14 protein-coding genes and 2 tRNA genes are annotated in these 19,196 nt (G+C 32.6%); 13 read left to right on the top strand and 3 right to left on the bottom strand.

Features of this window, described 5'->3' with window-relative positions:
- Positions 1-7 precede the first annotated feature (7 nt).
- The 4 genes from DIT68_RS00440 (at position 8) to DIT68_RS00425 (ending at position 3,617) form a co-directional block, all read left to right on the top strand.
- Positions 8-83 (top strand) — tRNA-Lys (locus DIT68_RS00440).
- Positions 84-322: 239 nt separating this feature from the next.
- Positions 323-395: transfer RNA gene (locus DIT68_RS00435), tRNA-Lys, on the top strand.
- 250 nt (positions 396-645) lie between these two features.
- Complete coding sequence (locus tag DIT68_RS00430; RefSeq protein ID WP_233244126.1) at positions 646-1,950, top strand: site-specific integrase; 1,305 nt, start codon at positions 646-648, stop codon at positions 1,948-1,950.
- 329 nt (positions 1,951-2,279) lie between these two features.
- On the top strand, positions 2,280-3,617 hold the full coding sequence (locus DIT68_RS00425) for a hypothetical protein (protein WP_146194076.1): 1,338 nt from the start codon (positions 2,280-2,282) through the stop codon (positions 3,615-3,617).
- Here DIT68_RS00425 and DIT68_RS00420 read toward each other — a convergent pair whose 3' ends face one another.
- Positions 3,618-3,809, bottom strand: coding sequence for a hypothetical protein (locus tag DIT68_RS00420; protein ID WP_109357846.1), 192 nt, complete (start codon positions 3,807-3,809; stop codon positions 3,618-3,620).
- 376 nt (positions 3,810-4,185) lie between these two features.
- On the opposite strand from DIT68_RS00420, the gene DIT68_RS00415 reads away from it, so the two are divergent.
- From DIT68_RS00415 to DIT68_RS00395, 5 genes are all read left to right on the top strand, one after another.
- On the top strand, positions 4,186-4,470 hold the full coding sequence (locus tag DIT68_RS00415) for a helix-turn-helix domain-containing protein (protein WP_109357845.1): 285 nt from the start codon (positions 4,186-4,188) through the stop codon (positions 4,468-4,470).
- 2 nt (positions 4,471-4,472) lie between these two features.
- The gene (locus tag DIT68_RS00410) at positions 4,473-5,468 is read left to right on the top strand and encodes a hypothetical protein (protein WP_109357844.1); all 996 of its coding nucleotides are present in this window, start codon (positions 4,473-4,475) and stop codon (positions 5,466-5,468) included.
- Between the two features lie 11 nt (positions 5,469-5,479).
- Entirely contained in the window at positions 5,480-6,103 is a 624-nt protein-coding gene (locus DIT68_RS00405; RefSeq protein WP_233244125.1) for an AAA family ATPase, read from the top strand.
- A 73-nt stretch (positions 6,104-6,176) separates the two neighbouring features.
- The gene (locus tag DIT68_RS00400) at positions 6,177-7,112 is read left to right on the top strand and encodes a peptidoglycan recognition protein family protein (protein ID WP_109357842.1); all 936 of its coding nucleotides are present in this window, start codon (positions 6,177-6,179) and stop codon (positions 7,110-7,112) included.
- Positions 7,113-7,207: 95 nt separating this feature from the next.
- Complete coding sequence (locus tag DIT68_RS00395; RefSeq protein WP_109357841.1) at positions 7,208-8,485, top strand: integrase core domain-containing protein; 1,278 nt, start codon at positions 7,208-7,210, stop codon at positions 8,483-8,485.
- A gap of 502 nt (positions 8,486-8,987) precedes the next feature.
- Here DIT68_RS00395 and DIT68_RS00390 read toward each other — a convergent pair.
- Together DIT68_RS00390 and DIT68_RS00385 are read right to left on the bottom strand one after the other, a co-directional pair.
- The gene (locus tag DIT68_RS00390) at positions 8,988-9,479 is read right to left on the bottom strand and encodes a hypothetical protein (RefSeq protein WP_146194075.1); all 492 of its coding nucleotides are present in this window, start codon (positions 9,477-9,479) and stop codon (positions 8,988-8,990) included.
- Positions 9,469-12,162, bottom strand: a complete 2,694-nt coding sequence (locus DIT68_RS00385; RefSeq protein WP_109357839.1) for an RHS repeat domain-containing protein — start codon at positions 12,160-12,162, stop codon at positions 9,469-9,471. Before DIT68_RS00385 ends, DIT68_RS00390 begins: the two co-directional genes overlap by 11 nt.
- Before the next feature lie 314 nt (positions 12,163-12,476).
- Here DIT68_RS00385 and DIT68_RS00380 point away from each other — a divergent pair, with 314 nt between their 5' ends.
- The 4 genes from DIT68_RS00380 to DIT68_RS00365 all read left to right on the top strand — a co-directional run bounded on the left by DIT68_RS00380 (position 12,477) and on the right by DIT68_RS00365 (position 19,150).
- Positions 12,477-13,127: a RusA family crossover junction endodeoxyribonuclease gene (locus DIT68_RS00380; RefSeq protein ID WP_109357838.1), complete on the top strand. Its 651-nt coding sequence runs from the start codon at positions 12,477-12,479 to the stop codon at positions 13,125-13,127.
- Positions 13,128-13,280: 153 nt separating this feature from the next.
- Positions 13,281-14,675 carry a hypothetical protein gene (locus tag DIT68_RS00375; RefSeq protein ID WP_109357837.1) on the top strand — a complete coding sequence of 465 codons (1,395 nt, stop codon included), beginning with the start codon at positions 13,281-13,283 and terminating at the stop codon, positions 14,673-14,675.
- Between the two features lie 142 nt (positions 14,676-14,817).
- Positions 14,818-15,723 (top strand): nucleotide exchange factor GrpE, encoded by a 906-nt coding sequence (locus tag DIT68_RS00370; protein ID WP_109357836.1) that lies wholly within the window; start codon positions 14,818-14,820, stop codon positions 15,721-15,723.
- A 244-nt stretch (positions 15,724-15,967) separates the two neighbouring features.
- Positions 15,968-19,150: a type ISP restriction/modification enzyme gene (locus DIT68_RS00365; RefSeq protein WP_109357835.1), complete on the top strand. Its 3,183-nt coding sequence runs from the start codon at positions 15,968-15,970 to the stop codon at positions 19,148-19,150.
- Positions 19,151-19,196: the final 46 nt, after the last annotated feature.

Raw genomic sequence — 19,196 nt, 5'->3', positions numbered from 1 at the left:
CATCAATGATTCCGTAGCTCAGCTGGTAGAGCATTACACTTTTAATGTAAGGGTCCTGGGTTCGAACCCCAGCGGGATCACCAAATAAAAACCAATTTGTAACAACAGGTTGGTTTTTTATTTTAACAACTTTGAATTATTGTTTGTCACTTTATAGAGAACGGAAAACTTTACTGATTTTTATCTCTTTTGATAGTGAGTTTTTCAACAATAATAGTAATTTTGTGACCTCTTAAGAAGTTAAGATTTTTAGTTGAAATATGATTCCGTAGCTTCCCGAAGTATCGGGACAAGTCGCAGAAGATTTGACATATTAATATTAGATTCCGTAGCTCAGCTGGTAGAGCATTACACTTTTAATGTAAGGGTCCTGGGTTCGAACCCCAGCGGGATCACTAAAAGCCTCTCATTCGAGAGGCTTTTTTTGTTAAAACCCACTAAATATAATGGTTTAGCTAAAACTGACCACATTCAGAATAACATCATTCACCATCAAATAACAAACTTTATTACAACAATTCGGTTAACAAACTTTTGTTGTAGTTTTGTTAACCGAATTGGGCCAGATTCCAGTCGTTGCAATTGATGTAGACATATAGGTTTTGAGATTCACCAAAGAAACTAATGTTTAACAAAACTATTTCAATGATGAATGAATCACAAATGAATTCCTTTTCAATTTTATTCTGGGGACAAAAGACAAGAAAAAACAAACTAGGCGAAATTCCAATCTACATGAGAATAACTGTAGACGGTAAAAGAGCCGAACTTTCGACCAATCGATTTATTGAAGAAAGTTCCTGGAACGCTAAAGCGCAAAGAGTAAAAGACAGGAAGAAAAATGCCATTCAAATAAATGGATATTTGGACATGTTGAGAGGCAAAGTACTTGAAATTTTCAATAAACTGTTGGCATCTGAAGAAGAAATTAGTGCGAAGAAAATTAAGGCTGTTTTAAGTGGTAAATCAGTAAAAACTCAAATCAATCACAAAACTATTCTTGAGGCCTTCAACTACCACAATACAAAAATGGAAGAGCAAGTCAAGATTGGTCAAGTAGTGAAAAAGACACTAGAGCGATACAACATCACAAAAAACAAAGTGCGTGCCTTCATGAAACATCAATACAAAGCTAAAGACATGCCGTTGCCAGAACTACGTCTTCGATTTGTAACAGAATTCGAACATTATCTTTTAACGCGTGGGAAACTCCAAATCAATACCGCTCATAAATACATTAAGAATCTCAAGAAGATAATGAACATGGCCGTTGGACTTGATTGGATTCCATCTAATCCTTTTAATAATTTCCGCTGCAGCTACGTGGCTCCAAAAAGAGAAGTCTTAACTCAAGATGAATTACACATGTTAAGATCTAAAAACATTTCAATTCCCCGTATTGATCAAGTTCGTGATGTTTTCGTCTTTTGTTGTTACACCGGCTTTGCCTATTCTGATATTTACAAATTCGATTATAACTCAATAAGTAAAGGAATTGATGGTGAATACTGGTTATCTACTGAACGACAAAAAACTGGCGTCAAAGAAAGTGTTCCCCTCCTACCAGTAGCTTTAGACATAATTAAAAAGTACCGTGATAACGAATATTGTATTGCTGAAAATAAATTACTTCCTGTAAATAGTAATCAATGTTATAATGCATACCTCAAGGAACTCGCTGACATTTGTGGAATTGAGAAGAAAATTACGTCTCATATTGCTAGACATACTTTTGCGACTACAGTAACTTTAGCCAATGGCGTACCCATTGAAACTGTGAGTAAAATGCTTGGACACTCCTCCATTAGAACCACTCAAGTTTACGCAAAAGTTATTGAACAAAAAGTGTCTGAAGACATGCGAAACCTGAAAGAAAAGTTGTTTGGAAACAATACTAAAGTTTCGAATGAAAATCAAATGGATAATTCAGATAAACTTAAAATTGGATAAATAAGTTATTACTAAAATACCAAGCTTTAAAGCTTGGTATTTATTTTAAAATTGGTGTATTTATCACTAGTAGTTTAATTAAATTAAATATTATTTACTTTTAAATAATGTTAATTATACTACCTTAGTATGTCAACATAAATTTCGCCACTATGCATCAATGTTACTTTCTACTACAAATCTATGATGATTTTATCTATGGGGATTTAGCTCCCCCTAACTTAGATAATAAAAATAAAAAACTAATTATCAACCATCTAGAAAGCACTTTCAGTTCTTGTGAAGACCTTGAGATAATCAAAGTTAAGTTTCTAAAAAACAGATTTGAAGTGGTTGAAAAAGTATCAATTTCAAATGCTCATCCTTTGAAAAAAGACTACTTTTCACAAGAAAATATAAATTTTGAAAATGATTTAGATGAAGTTATTATTCAGAAAATTTTAGATGAATTAAGTCCCAAAACTGATAATATTCAATTCACAATTTCTAAGTCAGAAAAAAATATCCAATCAATAGGTGTTTGTAGAAATTCTAGTTGGAATGAAATAAATTATGACAGATCTAAGTACTGTTATTATTACCAAGTTCTCAAAAAGAGTTCTTTTGATTTAAAAAGCAGAATCAAACTATTAGATTTTGAACTTGATGAAATTGATTTTAAAAAACTTATTACTAAAGTTCAAAAGACTCTAATGCTTTACCTAAAAGAACTAAGCAAAACATATACGATTAAAAATAATCTGTTGAGTTTTAGAGTGAAGAGTTCTTATAATAATCAGGATTACTTTCTACTTATTTACTCTTCCATAATTAATCTTCTGAATTACTTATATGAAAACTATCATATCCAAATCAATAAGACATTCCAGGTTCCATATTACTCTGAAATAATAAATGAAAATAAGTTCGATCACAAAATAAAAATTATTAAAAAACATCTTAAAAATGAAAAGGTCAATCTAACGCTAATAAATATTATTGAACATCAACTAAATAGGATAACTGACATTGATAATGAAAATCGTTTAACATATCATGAATTAGATTATTTCATAAAGTACATCAACGGGTTAACAAACCACTTTCTTATTTATGAAAAGAGAAAGAATACTACAGAAGACATCATCTTCCTTCTTATTTCAAACAGATTCAACAACTTGAAATTCATTAAATTCATAACGGATGAAATTCGACTACAATTAGAGTCTACAATTAATGGAAATGATAAACGAACTTACTTATTAGATAAAAGAAATGCAATCATTCAATGTTTCCCAACTATTGATTTAACGTATGATCCAAAATCAAAGGAAATTGATCAGGTGCTTTTAGAATGGATAGAAATTGAGCTCGAAAATATTATAAAACATATTGAAATAAATAATCAAACCGTAAATGAAGAAAACATTTTGAAACTAAAGACAACATTATCCGTTCCCGAAGTATCTGTTTTACTTAAAACTTTAAATGACTCTGGAATTGTCAGTTCTGAATCTTATTCTGAATTAGCTAGAATTGGGTCGAATTGTTTAAGAACCGAAAACACTGAAAATATTTCGACAAGTCAATTAAGAAATTACTTTTATGATAAAGACCCTGTGGTTATAGAAAGTATAAAAACTAGATTAATCCAAGCACTTAACAACATTAATAAAAATCTTGATTGATTATGCCTTAAAATCTTTCATTTTAAGAATGCACGCCGCAATTTCTTCATTCCAATCTTTATGCTTAACAAGCTCTTTGGATTCAGTATTTAATAAATCATCCACAGATTTATATCCATAGAGCAGCATAAATACGACAACCGTATTTATTTCCTCATCTGTTAGCTTATATCTTTTTAAGATAGCTTTCATCCTTTAAGGTTTTGAGGCTCGCAATATGAGCGTGAGCCAAAAGTTCATCGATAACGTAGGCTCGCCAAAGCCTTCCCCCAATAAACATCAGCCCACGCCTTTTGGCATGAGCGTAAAGTCTATTTTCATGGGGGATTAAAATTTGGCGATTTCGTTACCCAAAAATAGTTTACACTACAATACTATTTCTCTTTTCTTCACCACAAAGATAGGTAAATCAATATTCTTTCTATTAAATGAAAAAAATATAAAATATTTTTTTCATGTCCTATCTCAATAAATGCAAAGGGATGCAACTAAATCTGCACCCCCTTGCACCCCCAAGATACCATAAGTATTACTTCTATTTGTACTGAATCTTAAAACCAAATATCTTATGAATATTTCAATTGTAACGCAGGAAGACCTGCAAGAATTAAAAGAGTTTTTTGTTGAATCAGTAGGAACCATGCTAAAGGACCATTTAAAAAATCACAATCAGTTAAATGATATCGTTCTTCTAAAATCTCATCAGGTTCAACGCATGCTGGGCATCTCTCCAGGAACTTTACAAAATATGCGCGTGAATGGTACACTCCCTTTCTCAAAAGTTGGAGGAGTAATTTTCTATGATAAACAGGACATCCTTAACATCATTGATGATAACAAGCAAAATGTGTAGATATGCAAAATGTAAATTACATTTCTCATCTCACTGAGGCAATAAGTAGATTTTCAGACGATGATCGTCTGAGTTCTACTCATGTGAGTCTGTATATATCATTATTTTCTTTCTGGAATTTAAATAGATTTAAAAACCCTGTTTCAATTAACAGATCTGATGTAATGAGGGTTTCTAAAGTTGGATCTAAAACAACCTATCATCGTTGTATTAATCAACTTGATGAATGGGGTTACATAGAGTATTTCCCTTCAAATAATCCGCTTAAAGGAAGTTTAATAAAAATGGTAGATTTTTTTGCCAATGAGAAGTCCAAAAAAAGTAATAAAAACAACATGTCCAACACTAGTACAAAAAAGGGACAAGTACAAGGACAAGTACAAGGACAAGTAGGTGGACAAGTAGGTGAACAACTACTGGGTCTAGTTCTGGGACAAGTACCAGGCCGACTTGTGGGACAAGTAGTGGTATCTTCTATAAACAGTATTAAACAGTATAAACATAATAAACATTACAAACTAAAGAGAGAGGGAAATAAAAATTTCCTCTCCTCCACCTCTCAATTTAAAAATGATGAATCTTCTTTTTTTGAAAAAGGAAGTAAGGACGAATTCCATTCGCCCAAAAAAGCCAGTAGGGTTGAATTGAATTCACCCAATAAAAACGATTTGCCATCATCGGATTCGTCCAAATCCAAAAAAGCGAGTAAGGGCGATTTGAAATTGCCCTCCACACGCAAAAGATTCGTTCCTCCGGAACTCAAAGAAGTAAAAACATTTTTTCACGAGAATAAATCTTCCTACCAAGTTGCTGAAATGTTTTTCAATCATTTTGAATCCAATGGATGGTTGGTTGGTGGGAAAGCTAAAATGAAAAATTGGAAAGCCGCAGCTCGGAACTGGATCACACGAGATGAAAAGTACCAAGCACAAAGCAGAAGTCCAGCACAACAACGCCTTCACGTCAACGAAAACAAAGATTACGATATCCCACTTTAAAAAAACAAATCATGGAAAAACCATACAAAATAGTTAACAATCAACGTGTTTTCAATTTTAAAAAAACACTTCGATACATCCAATTCCTCGGCAAGTCAAAATACGGTGAGGAATTTAAAATTCATCGTTCAGATGTTGTTACACTTCATCGTTTGATCATTTACATGATTCATGAAGATCGCCAATGCAAGAAATACAACATTGACCTCAACAAAGGAATCTTGCTCATTGGTCCAATTGGATCAGGCAAAACATCAATCATGAATTTGTTGCGCGTATTTCTTTTCAAAGAACAGCTTTACAACATCAAATCTTCTCGAGACATAGCACTCGAGTATCAGCGAGAAGGTGTTGAAATAATTAATCGATATGGCAAAAAACACACCCCACTTTTCATTGATGATTTGGGAGTAGAAAGCAACAGTAAGTTCTATGGCAACGAGTGCAACACCATCGGTGAAATTCTTCTCCAACGCTATGATTTATTGAGGAATTATCAAATTGTAACCCATGCTACTACTAATCTCAATGCTGATGAACTTGAAGAATTATATGGCAAACGAGTTCGTTCACGCCTCCGAGAAATGTTCAATTTGATATCATTCCCAGCTGAAACAGTTGATAAACGAAAGTAAGAACAAAGGTGGTTGAGCGAAGTCCAAACCACAACTTGAAAACTTGAAAACTAACAAACTTGATAACTAAAATATGAAAACAATAAAACTCCACTCACGTGGCCAAGAAGTAACACAACTTCAAATCCTCCTCAACATCTTACCCGATGGAATATTCGGACCAGCAACACAACTTGCCGTTCTCAACTTCCAACAATCTCAAAACATCGAAGATGATGGAATCGTAGGACCAATCACTTGGTCTTTACTCTACGATGGTTGGGAATTAATCCACCATTCGCTCGAAGAAAAAACAGACTTGTACACACCCTACTTCCTACCCTACAAGAAAACGCATACTAAACCAACCCAAAAGAAATGGATATTTCTACATCATACTGCAGGTTGGCAAAACCCTTACCGGGTGATTGATACCTGGAACGAAAATTCAGAAAAAAACATTGCAACTGAATTTGTGATTGGTGGCCAATCAATCCACAATGACAATTCAGATCACGATGGTAAAATACTCCATGCAATTCCAAATAATGGCTGGGCTTGGCACCTTGGAATCGGTAACCAACCGCTACATCGTGAAAGCATTGGAATAGAACTATGCAGCTTTGGAGCACTTACCAAAGGTTACTTTGAAAAAACAGAGGACAATAAACCAAAATACGTTCACAAAGCTAAAAATAGCTTTTTCACTTACGTTGGCCAAGAAGTAGATCCAGAACAAGTTGTTGAATTAGAGAATGAATTTAGAGGTTATAACTACTTTCACAAGTATTCTATCGAACAACTCAAATCTCTCAAGGAATTGCTACTCAAATTAGCAAATGAACATAATATTGATGTTCGAGAAGGTTTACCAAACCTCATCCGAAAGGAAGGAGTTAAAGCTTTTGAATTTATTGGAACGAAAATGTGCAATGATAGTCCTGGCGTATGGTCACATGCGAATGTCAATAAATGGAAGTTGGATATTGCTCCGCAAGAGGGGTTGATTGAGATGTTGTTGGGGTTATGAGGAATGTCTATCCAACACAGGCTCTTAAAATGCTATTAAAGATTTGGATAGAGAATAATTTTTAATAAAATTGTATTTAATATGAAACTTACTTTATGCAACGTAACAAATACGACTCTTTTTTAATCTGGCTCTATATCCAAAACAAAGAACATTTAATCCCGTATAAAATAAGAAAAACTATCCCCTATTCAACAGTTTCTACTTGGAGAAACATAAACTATTCGGACTATATTGGACATGAGGTAGGTGTTCTTCAAAGAGATGCAATGGAGCAGTTTGAAATCTTCCAGAAACATAAAAGGTTAAAACAATTGGTGTTTTTAATTACTAAAATTTGGATGCAGTTATCATGCATAGTTACACCAATCTTAACAAAGACTGAAGAGCATAAACAAATAACAATGAATTGTATTCAACAATTGTTTGAAACATTTCCTAGAAAAACGGTCTTCAAACTCCTATCTATTTCTCCTAATACTTTTTATAGTTGGTCAAACAAAGAAAAGGTAAAGTGTGGTATCTCTCCATCAAGTCTTTGTTTCAAAAGACATCCTCTGCAATTAGCTGCAAATGAAGTTGAGACTATAAAATCCTTGTTTAAAAACCCAGATTTTGAATGTTGGCCTGCTGCATCCATTTACTACCATGCAATAAGAAATAACAGTCTCTTTATTTCACTGAGTACATTTTACAAATACACTAATCTACTTAGTTTAAAACGCAAATGGAGAAAGTCATCTGAAGAAAATTTCAACCCAATTATTACAACAAAACCTAATGAATTTATTCACATAGACACTACTTTTTGGCCATTACCTAATGGCATCAAAGCAGCTATAATTCTTGTTTGTGATAATTTCTCAAAAACCATACTTGGTTGGAATGTAAGCCTGAAAAAAGATGGAGAAAATGCAAAAACCGCGCTTAACAAAGCAATCAAAACAATTTGTAAACACCACCCTGATTTACAAACAACTTCTCTTATAACTGATGGCGGAGGAGAAAACCATAATTTATTAGTGGAGGATTTCCTTACTAACATAGAAACACCTGATATCATTAAACTACTTGCTTTAAAAGATGTCAAGTTTTCTAATTCTGCTGTGGAAGCTGTAAATAAAATTATCAAACGTTATTTGAGGAAAAAACTTCCTGGTACAATAGAAGCTTTGATTTTATGTCTTGAAGAAATTATCAATGATTACAATACGGTTCGTCCTCACGGATCTTTGCTCGGCTTAACTCCTATGGAATGTTATACTTCCGAAAGTATAAACCTTGATTTTAAACAGCAAAAACTCGAAGCTAAGAAGAATAGAATCCAACAAAACAAATCAGTGAACTGTGGCATTAATGTTTGTAAAAGTTAAGAAACTACGTTTTAGAAAGGTCTCTATAGTATTTTAAAATGCTCAACCATTTTTCTACTTAACCTTAATTATCTTTCTCTTTTCTATTTCAAAGAACATCTTTTCTTCAATTTTATTGCCATCCCCCTACATTACGTAACACCCTGCTTTTCAACAAACTTCGTTACAACGAAGTGGTTTATTCGCTTTTATCTCGGGAGTAGCCCTTGATTTCAAAAATCAAAAGCTAGATGCCAAAAAGGATAGAATTACTCAAAACAGAAGAGTGAATTGTGGAGTTTGTAACTAAAAGTTAAATAACAGTCCTTTTTATACTATTGGCTTTATTATTTTCTCTAGAATCTAAAAACTGATTTCTATTTCAGCACCACTAATTTATACTTTTTTAAGTATTCTATTAATAGAATTTGAAATCAACTCTATTTTAAGACCTTCGTTGTATCGAAGGTCTTTGTATGCTTTTGTCTCGGGAGTAGCGGGGGGAGTGTGCACTGGTTCATTACTATCTACAGTAAAATTTTATCAAAATTGATTTGTTTCTTAATTTCTCCAATTTTATAACTAAACCTTTTTCACTGAAATAACTTATTTCATTCTCTTTCTTATCAATTTTAAAAGCTGAAAACCATGCCAAGTGATTTAAAGAATATAAAGAATCTATAACTTCTTTTGTTTTAAATATTGAACTATCTGTTACTAATGAAATATATTCTAAAAGCAGATCCTCTGAATACATCTCATCTAATTTTATATCACCACCCGCCAAGCCTTTATTAGAAAAAAAAGGATTCAACTTAGCTTTATCGATACCCAAAGAAGGTATATTTAAGTTAAAAACATATCCAGTTTCTGTTAATGTAGTGGGGGAAAATTCTTTTATTTTTGGTGATAAATATTTATCACCTGTTGGTAGATAAATAACACATTCCTTACCACCTCCCACGCAAGTGGTCAAGGAAACTAGAACAATACATAACAATAAACTAATCTTCATATTCAACATCTTCTCCTTCTAAATTTGAATCCGTCGAAAACTGAGTCTCATTAGATTTAATAATTTTCTTTTCATTTAAATCAGTATTGGTAGTATAACCCGCATCCTGAAGTGCTTTATTCCATGGGTCTTTTTCACCAATAATAGGATTTCCTTTATCATCTGTTGCAACAAAAGCATTAATAGACTTACCATTAACAGGACTTATAAATGTGAATATATCTCCCCTAATAACTTTTAAATCACCATTTTCAAGACCTTCAAGAACAGCTTCTGCAACTTCCAAATCAGTTTTACCTTTTAATTTTACACCTAATTGTCGGCCATAGTAATTATTTGAATAATCCATACTTGAAGCCTTTGAATCATTTTCATGTTCACTAGCCTCCTCGTGCGCATCAGCAAATGCTTTCGCTTTCATGTAAGGGATATCCCTAGTATTCAAAGCATTCCAAAATGCATGTCTAAATGCATCAGCTAAACCATCCCTTTGACCAATTAAACCTGAACGACTTGCACCTTTAAGAGCTTTATCCGAATTTTCAGATACAAATTCACCATCATAAGGACTCAAAAGATACATTCCTAATTCTTTTGCACTCTCTTTCCCTTCTAACTCAGGTGCATGAATTGGTTGATTTGAACTAAACTGATAAGGTGTTAAATAAGGATACTCTCTTACCAACGGATCCACCGCAAAGAACCTCCCGACCCTTGGGTCGTGCATACGATATTTGTAGTTTACGCTATTTCCTTCGCCCTTAATCTCGTCATCCATTTCCTGACCTTGGAACCCATAACGGTAGTCCCCGTTAGAAATTGTCCTTCCATCCAATTGCACTCCGAACGGACTATAATCAGAAACTTGTAAAAGACCAGTTTCATAACTCTTGATATTTACATTATCGCTACTTAATGGATAAATCACATCATTCACAACCGCCAAAACATTACCCAAATGATTACTCATTTCGTAATTTCTATTTCCAACAACTCCATAACTAGGCAGGGTATTTGGCAAGAACATATTGATTGTGTCACGGGTTGTTCCTAAACGAGAACTTCCGTAGATGTTTCTTTCTGCAAGGTAATAATCAACACTTGTAGATTCTACATCATGTTCATACATACTCATTTGATTGCCTTGAGCATCTAAAATGTAATATGTACTTTTTTCTAGCATCTGTGTTTCATTATCGTAAATGTGTTTTGCGATTCTGTTTCCCATCGCATCATAGTCAAAAATAACATTTTTATGATCACTTCCCAAATCTCTACGGATTTCTTTTACTTTTCCGCTAACTGTCCAGATAATGGTGTCGATTTCCTCTTGGCGATCTTTAACCAAACGTCCTTCAGCATCGTAAGAATAATTGTTATCTGTATTGATTGCATTGTTATTATCATAAAAAATTCCCATATCATCAATATCAGTAGCATCAACAGTACTCGCTATAGAATCATTGATGTGGTACAAACGGTTACGCACTAGATTACTGTCGACATCTCTTTGATAATGGTATGTTAAATCTTCAATTTCAGTTCCATCTTGTTTATGACGTTCTTGATATATAATATTCCCCATAGCATCAAAAGTGAAAGCATTGAAATACTCATTTGCGTAGTTTGTTGGATTCCATTCATTTGATGACAAGCCACTTTCATAACTTCTACTTTCAATTAAACGGTTCAACTGATCATATTTGTAAGCGTTCAACATTGGCATTTTTTTTCTATCCAGTGGACTGGTAATCGCAGTTTGCATGTATCGTATATTTCCATTATACAAATCATGACTGTTTTGCGCAGCATGACTTCCATTGTTTACACTTGTAAGCGGTGTTGCCCCGCCAATCGCTTCATAATCTCCGTTATAATAATGCAATCCAAAGCCAAACACATCTTTCCCGAACAAACCATTTAAAGCATTCGGGTCACTGTCTTCTCCAGGATCATTTTCATCTTTTAAAACAGAAGAATTCACTCCTTTTAACCAACCTTGCAAATTGTAATAATAATCTACTCCTTGCAGGTTATTTTGCCCAATTTCTACACGGGCTAGAGGGCCATGATCATAATAGTAATATTGTGCATCGTTTTGCCAGTCGGAATTAGAAATAAACTCTTCCTGTTTATTCTGAGTAAAGTCATACATTTCAGTGAACGGTGCTCGGGTATTGGTATAAACTTGTTTAATTCTGTTATCTGAATCATAAGTATAGGCGTGATGCCACTGGTCATCCGCTCCATTTTGAACACTCATTCTGTGGACGTTCCCACTCAATAAATCATAAGAATAATCCATACGCTTTAAGCGTTGGGAAGCAAGACTTGGGAAATTATCTTCCATTTTTTTATTGTCTTGTAAGAGTGTTTTCACATTTCCATGAATATCATAACTATAATGTGTAGCGTGTTCAAAAGTTTGATCATCACCATCGAAAACATCTTCATAAGTTACATGAATAATACGTTGTCGTTGTGTATGAATATCAGCAGCTAAAACAGTTGGAAGGCCATTAATAATGGTTTCATCATAATAACTTTTCGTCACTTCATTTCTTACACCACCTCCGGTTACCCATAAATTTAATAGTGAATCGTTAATCGTGGATGGATTGAGAACACCACCTACGTTGGCTCCAAAAACAGATTTAAATTGAAGGTGATTAAAAAGTTTCATATAACGAATGTACAACAATTAGCAATAATTTAAATGAATGCTAAAAGCTACTGGAAGAAAATAAGGAGTCAGATCTATATTGCGGTTGATATTAAAAGTTTATTTAAAACAATAAGAGGGAATGAACGAGCGTCCTATTCCCTCTTATAAACCTAACCTAACCACCTAAATCGAGACTAAAGTAATACTTTAAAGTAAAGTAAAACAGGAATAGTAATTTTTGTGGTTAGTTGCTGAAATTTGATTCAATATTTAAATTCAAAAACGAATTAAGTATATTTACACAAATAGCACTGCATAATTATAACAATCATATGAAAAAACAACAATTAAACATTAATCAACCACCTGAATACGGAGAACTAAATCTCTCATTTAATTTTGAGCCTGTATCACTGCAATCTAAACCTGCTAAAAAAGAATTACTAAAAAGTGAAATTAGAAAGATTACGAGTACATTAAATTATCTCCTTACAGGTGATCTTAAAATTGAAATTCAATGGGAAGTTCATGAACAGGAACGTTATGAAAATCCTAACTCTCCAGATATAGACAATATATTAAAAGTTATTTTAGATTCTTTATCGAGTTCTAATGGCGTTATTATAGACGATTGTCAAGTTCAAGCTGTCGCTAGCCATTGGATTGATTCATATAGTGGTAGTCATAAAATTAACATTTCTATAAAATATCATCCTGAAGAATACACGACTAAAAACAATCTCGTGTTTGTTCATCTAGGTGAAAATTTATATTTCCCTATGCATTCTAATCACCCTTTAAATGTAAAGCTTATTATGACTGAACAGTTAGAAAGAATGATGATTTTAAGAGATAAGTTAGTATCTGAAACAAAGGACTATTATCAAGCAAATCAAATTATACCTATTCAAAGAGTTTTTCATAAATCAAGAGTTGTTGATAATTTTCAAACTATGGAGATAAATGAATATCTATTAAAATAGCACAAAAAATTGAATAGATTTTCAGATCATTACGCTTTAAATAATTCAAACCTAAAGGAAATCGATAAGTTCTTATGGATTTATTGAAAAGAGATGTTTCCTTCAAAATATTAATCACACCTTAGTCTCAACCTTCAATAAAATTAATTTGTAATGAGTAAATTCCATTGTTTAGATATTGAATTTCCGAATGTAGATTTCGACTCTTATTTTGTGAAAGCAAAAACAGAAGTTAATAAAACCTATCATGCTCATTTATTCTCTAGAAATGATGAAATTGAACTTCGGATATTTTTTGACGATGATAGTTATTTCGGTGATAAACTTTCCATGTGGTCCTCAACAATAGACCATAAAACATTTGGTTCTTACATAAAAGTTTCAGTTAGTCCAAACCATACAAACCGACGCATTACAGCAGTTGATCTTTCAAAAGCTAAATTTTGTGGTGCTACAACTAATTCAAACTACTATGAAGGTAAAAAGCAATATGTCATAGTTAAAATTGATAAAGTTAAGTTTTATAGGGAAGCTAATGAGGAAAGAAAAAATTCAGCTGAATTTTATCTAGAAAACAAAGGCTTTAATATTGTAAGTCCATTTTATAGCAATTTAGGTCCAAAGAATTTCTTTAAAAATGATGGTAAATTTGAGGTAGTTCGAATGAATGATTCGAAAAAGTTTTACAAACTAGAGAAGGCCACTTTTCGTCCAGAGTTTAATTTTTATTCAAAAGACAATAAAAATTACAGAACTAGTACTATAACAAAAGAACCTAAAATTCAATTCAATTATAACAGTGAAATAACTGAAGAAGAGACCATCCTTTATGGAGATATAGTTTTGATGCTTGCATCCTTTTATCACCATACCAAAATAGATTACATACTTCGCAAAATTTACTTACCAGATAAGACCATTACAATTAAAAATATTGAAAGAAAGTCACAATTTGAAGCCGACGGAAATTTATGGGGCCTTGGGATTCATTGGGATTTCAATAACTTTCTACAATCCAGTTGGCAAAAGATAACTTTAAAAAACCACCAACTCCTTTTTAAAGCGGTAGCATTGTTTAATCAATCACACTTGGTTGATGATACATCTGCTTTTTTAATTCGATACAATATCATTGAGGTTTGTGATAAACAAAAACAGCCTAATGATAAGTTCAAGACTACTTTGACGAAAAAGGAAAGAAAAGAAAAACAAGAGAATGCACTAAACCAACTTTTAGAAACAATAAAACCAGAAGAACATGAAGAATTTAAAAAACGTTGGGGAAATGTTCAGTCTTTTCTTCAAAACAAGCCGATGAAAAATCAATTGGCCTCCTTTTTAGAAAGTCAAAATATAGACCCAACAACTCTCCCCATTAGTATCAAAGAAATAAATGAATTACGAAATAACATTACCCATGGTAGTATAGATAAAATAGATGCAAACCTTCTATATAGATCTAATATATTACTGTATAGAATTAGTGGGATACTAATTCTAAATTTAATGGGAATAACTGAATGGGAGCTAAACACAGAGCTAACGTAGTAATAGTTCCATAATTTATTACAGAGCATCTTATCACTCCTTATGCAAAAAGACATAAGGTTTAGAAAAACATAATGATTTTTCATCTTAGAACTTAAAGCATTAAATTTACAATACACCAACACAAGCGTAAAAATAAATTATGGAAATAGTAAAATGGATAAACACTGCATTAGGCATTGACAACACGATCACAGTCCCAATCTTAATCTCTCTAATTGTATTTATAATTGGAGGTTTGAGCAAATTTATATTTGAATACATAAAAATTTTAATAAAACGAAAAAGCACTCGTCAGCGTTTTTCATCCTTACTTAATAAAGTTGCGGATAATTTAAAAGATAAAGAAAGGAACACAGAAAAGTTCTATCCAACAATCACAATTGAGAACACAGATGGTTGGAAGTATACTCATAAGCCTATTTCTTATTTGGAAATCATTTACCTTATTGATTTCAATGAAATTCATAACTCATTTTACTCCAAATTTAGATGGTATTCTAAAAATAAAAGAATTAAAAAAGAAGAAGCATTCCACAATATATGGGATACATTATCTAATATAAAGTTTTTAGAAAGTCAGTTAGAGAAAAATCTATTGGATTTACAAAATAATTATAAAGAGTTTCATGATCAATACCGCTATTTTCTGCAAGAGTATCAAAACTATCATGAAAGACTTTTGAATGAAATCAACAATAACCTTCCAAGAAAAGGCGAAGTTTTAATTGAATATCTAGATTATCAAGAGAGGTATTGGAGTCACTGGACAAAACTTCCATTAAAAGAAAGGAACTATCCTCACATCACATACTCCACTATAATCAACCCTATGTACAAACTGAATCAAAAGTTTCCTGAATTACCTTTTGTAGAACAATCTGGTCCTCTTATCTTGCAATGCGAACATAATTACGCTGAAATGAAAAATGCTTTAAAAACTTCGTATAAGCAATTCAAAGGATACAGCAGCCAGTACAAGAATTCAAGAGAGAAAATATTATCAAACATTGAAAATATAGGTTGGATAAATAACTTTACAAACTAAAGGACTAATTCGATATAGATGGGTGTGCTAAGGCGAATCCCACCCCACAACTCCAACTTTTACATATTCACTACCACAAAATCCCATTCAAGTAATTACAAAAAACATTATTTCACACCAAACATCATCAAATTAGATTAAAATCTGTACCTTTTTCAACTAATTTAAAAAACTGATTAATCACGGAATTGTTTTTAACGAAACTCGTAAAATGATTACTCAACTAAACCAATGAACTTTTAGAATGACTATACATAACTACATCGACAACCTAAACCAACGATACAAATTAGGAAACGCTACAGAACACACATTTAGAGGAGACTTACAGAATCTGATAGAATCATTAGTTCCTGAAGTAAGAGCAACTAATGAACCTAAAAGACAAGCCTGTGGTGCACCAGACTATATCTTGACAAAAAGAGATATTCCTGTTGGATTTATTGAAGCTAAGGATATTGGTGACAAAGACCTTGAAGGAAAAAAGAAGTCTGTAAACAAAGAACAATTTGACCGCTACAAAGCATCATTAAACAACCTGATATTTACAGATTACCTTGATTTTCACTTATACCGAGACGGTGAGTTTATTACTAAAATTGCTATTGCCGAAATTACTGATCAGCGAATAGTCGGTTTACCTGAAAATTTTGAAAGGTTTACCAATCTTCTTAAAGATTTCTGTGTACATGTGGGACAAAATATTAAAAGTCCTAAAAAGTTAGCAGAGATGATGGCAGGGAAAGCACGTCTTTTATCTGACATTATAGAAAAGTCTTTAACAAGCGATGAAGAAAATCATCAAAACAGTACGCTTCGAGAACAAAAACAAGCTTTCAAGGAGATTTTAATTCACGATATAACGCCCAAAGGATTTGCTGATGTTTATGCGCAGACAATTGCTTATGGAATGTTTGCAGCCCGCTTACATGATCCAACTATAAATACATTTAGCAGACAAGAAGCTGCTGAATTAATTCCTAAATCAAATCCTTTTTTAAGAAAGTTGTTTGGGTATATTGCAGGACCTGATATTGACGATAGGATAAAATGGATTGTAGAAAATCTTACCGAAATATTCTTGGCGTGTAACGTTGAAGAAATTCTTAAGAATTATGGGAAATCTACCCAAATGGAAGACCCAATTATTCACTTCTATGAAACTTTCTTGGCAGAGTACGATCCAGCTTTAAGAAAAGCGAGAGGTGTTTGGTACACTCCTGCCCCTGTTGTAAACTTTATTGTTCGTGCAGTCGATGATATTCTAAAAACAGAATTTGATTTACCACAAGGTCTAGCGGACACTTCCAAGACAAAAATAAATATAGATACGCAAACCCCTGACAAACGTTCTACAACTGGATATAAACAAGTAGAAAAAGAAGTTCACAAAGTTCAAATTCTGGATCCTGCTACAGGAACAGGAACGTTCTTAGCGGAAGTGATTAAACACGTGAATAAGAAGTTTAAAGGCCAAGAAGGGATTTGGAGTAGTTATGTTGAAAATGATTTACTCCCTCGTTTGAATGGCTTTGAGTTATTGATGGCGAGTTATGCTATGGCGCATTTGCAATTGGATTTATTATTAAAAGAAACAGGATTTAAACCAACAAGAGATCAAAGAACAAAAGTTTATCTAACCAATAGTTTAGAGGAGTATCATCCAGATACAGGAACTTTGTTTGCCAATTGGTTAAGTAGCGAAGCCAATGAAGCCAATCATATTAAACGTGACACACCAGTGATGTGTGTGATTGGAAATCCTCCTTATGCTGTTAGCAGCACCAACAAAGGCAATTGGATACAAAATTTAATAAAAGATTATAAGAAAAATTTAAACGAAAGAAAAATAAACTTAGATGATGATTACATTAAGTTTATTCGTTATGGTCAACACTTTATTGACAAAAATGGAAGTGGGGTTTTAGCATACATCTCAAATAATAGTTTTATTGATGGGATTACCCATCGTCAAATGAGAAAAAACTTAATGGAGAGTTTTGACAAAATCTACATACTTGATTTGCACGGTTTTGCAAAACTTAAGGAAGTAAATTTAATCGCTGATAATGATGAAAATGTTTTTGATATTCAACAAGGTGTTAGTATAAATATTTTCATTAAAACAGGTTCAAAAACAAAAAAACAAAATAATTCTGTGTTTTATAATGAACAGTATGGAACAAGAAAAGAAAAATATAAATTTCTTAATGACCATAATTTAGAAAATATTTCTTGGAAAGAACTCAATCCTGTAGATCCTTATTTTTTCTTCGTTGAAAAAGATTTTTCAGAACAAGAAAGCCATAATAAAGGGTTCAAAATAAATACCCTATTTAATGCTTCAAATTCAGGTATTAAAACGGATAGAGATAATCTTTTTTATGATTCAATCAGAAGAAATTTAAAGAATAGGTTTAATTCACTTTTAACAGGAGATTTTGACCAAAATTTTATTGATGAGTATAAAATAAAAGACTCTGGTAGTTACAAAATCACCTCTGTTATTAGAGATAAGGAGTTTAATACTGACCATATTAAACAAAGTGTTTACCGCCCGTTTGATTCTAGATGGACATATTATGACCCCGAAATTATTAGTCGTTCAGCTCAAAAAGCAATGTTTCATTTTGATGGGCACAAAAACGAAGGTTTAATTATTGGTAGACAAGGACAGGTTATAGGGCATATGCAATGGAATCTGATATTTTGCACTAATTCATTAGTTGATTATAATGTCTTTTACAGAGGTGGCGGTTATGTTTTTCCTCTTTATTATTATCCTACTAAAAATGGCCAACAAACTATTGAAGAGGAAACTGATAGAAGACCTAATCTAAACCAAGAAATTGTAAATCAAATTGCTTTAAATTTAGGTTTAACATTTACCAACGAAAAAGAAACAAAAGAAAACACTTTCGCCCCAATAGATATTTTAGACTATATCTATGCTGTTTTACATTCTCCTACTTACAGAGAGAAATACAAAGAATTCTTAAAAATAGATTTTCCAAGAGTACCCTATCCAAAAGACGCAGCAACTTTTTGGCAACTTGTTAAACTAGGTGGTGAAATACGTCAAATTCATTTATTAGAATCCGATAAAGTAGAAGATTATATTACAAGCTATCCAATAGGTGGAGATAACAAAGTAACTCGCAAGCTTACTAAAACGGAAATCGGGTATGAGGCCATTGATGATTCAACAGGTCGCGTTTGGATAAATGATGATCAATATTTTGATAATGTGCCATTGGTGGCCTGGGAGTTTTATATCGGAGGTTATCAACCCGCTCAGAAATGGTTAAAAGACCGTAAGGATAGAACGTTAGAGTTTGAGGACATACTTCATTATCAAAAGATTATTGTGGCGTTGACGGAGACAGATAGGTTGATGAAGGAGATTGATAAGGTTGAAATTGAGTAGAGATAAGGGAAATAGTAAAAAATAGATATAATCGATAATTAAGATC

It is taken from the genome of Brumimicrobium oceani, assembly GCF_003143775.1.
Lineage (GTDB): Bacteria > Bacteroidota > Bacteroidia > Flavobacteriales_D > Crocinitomicaceae > Brumimicrobium > Brumimicrobium oceani.
The sequence above is the reverse complement of the archived record's forward strand: the minus strand, read 5'-3'. Positions and strand labels throughout refer to the sequence as shown.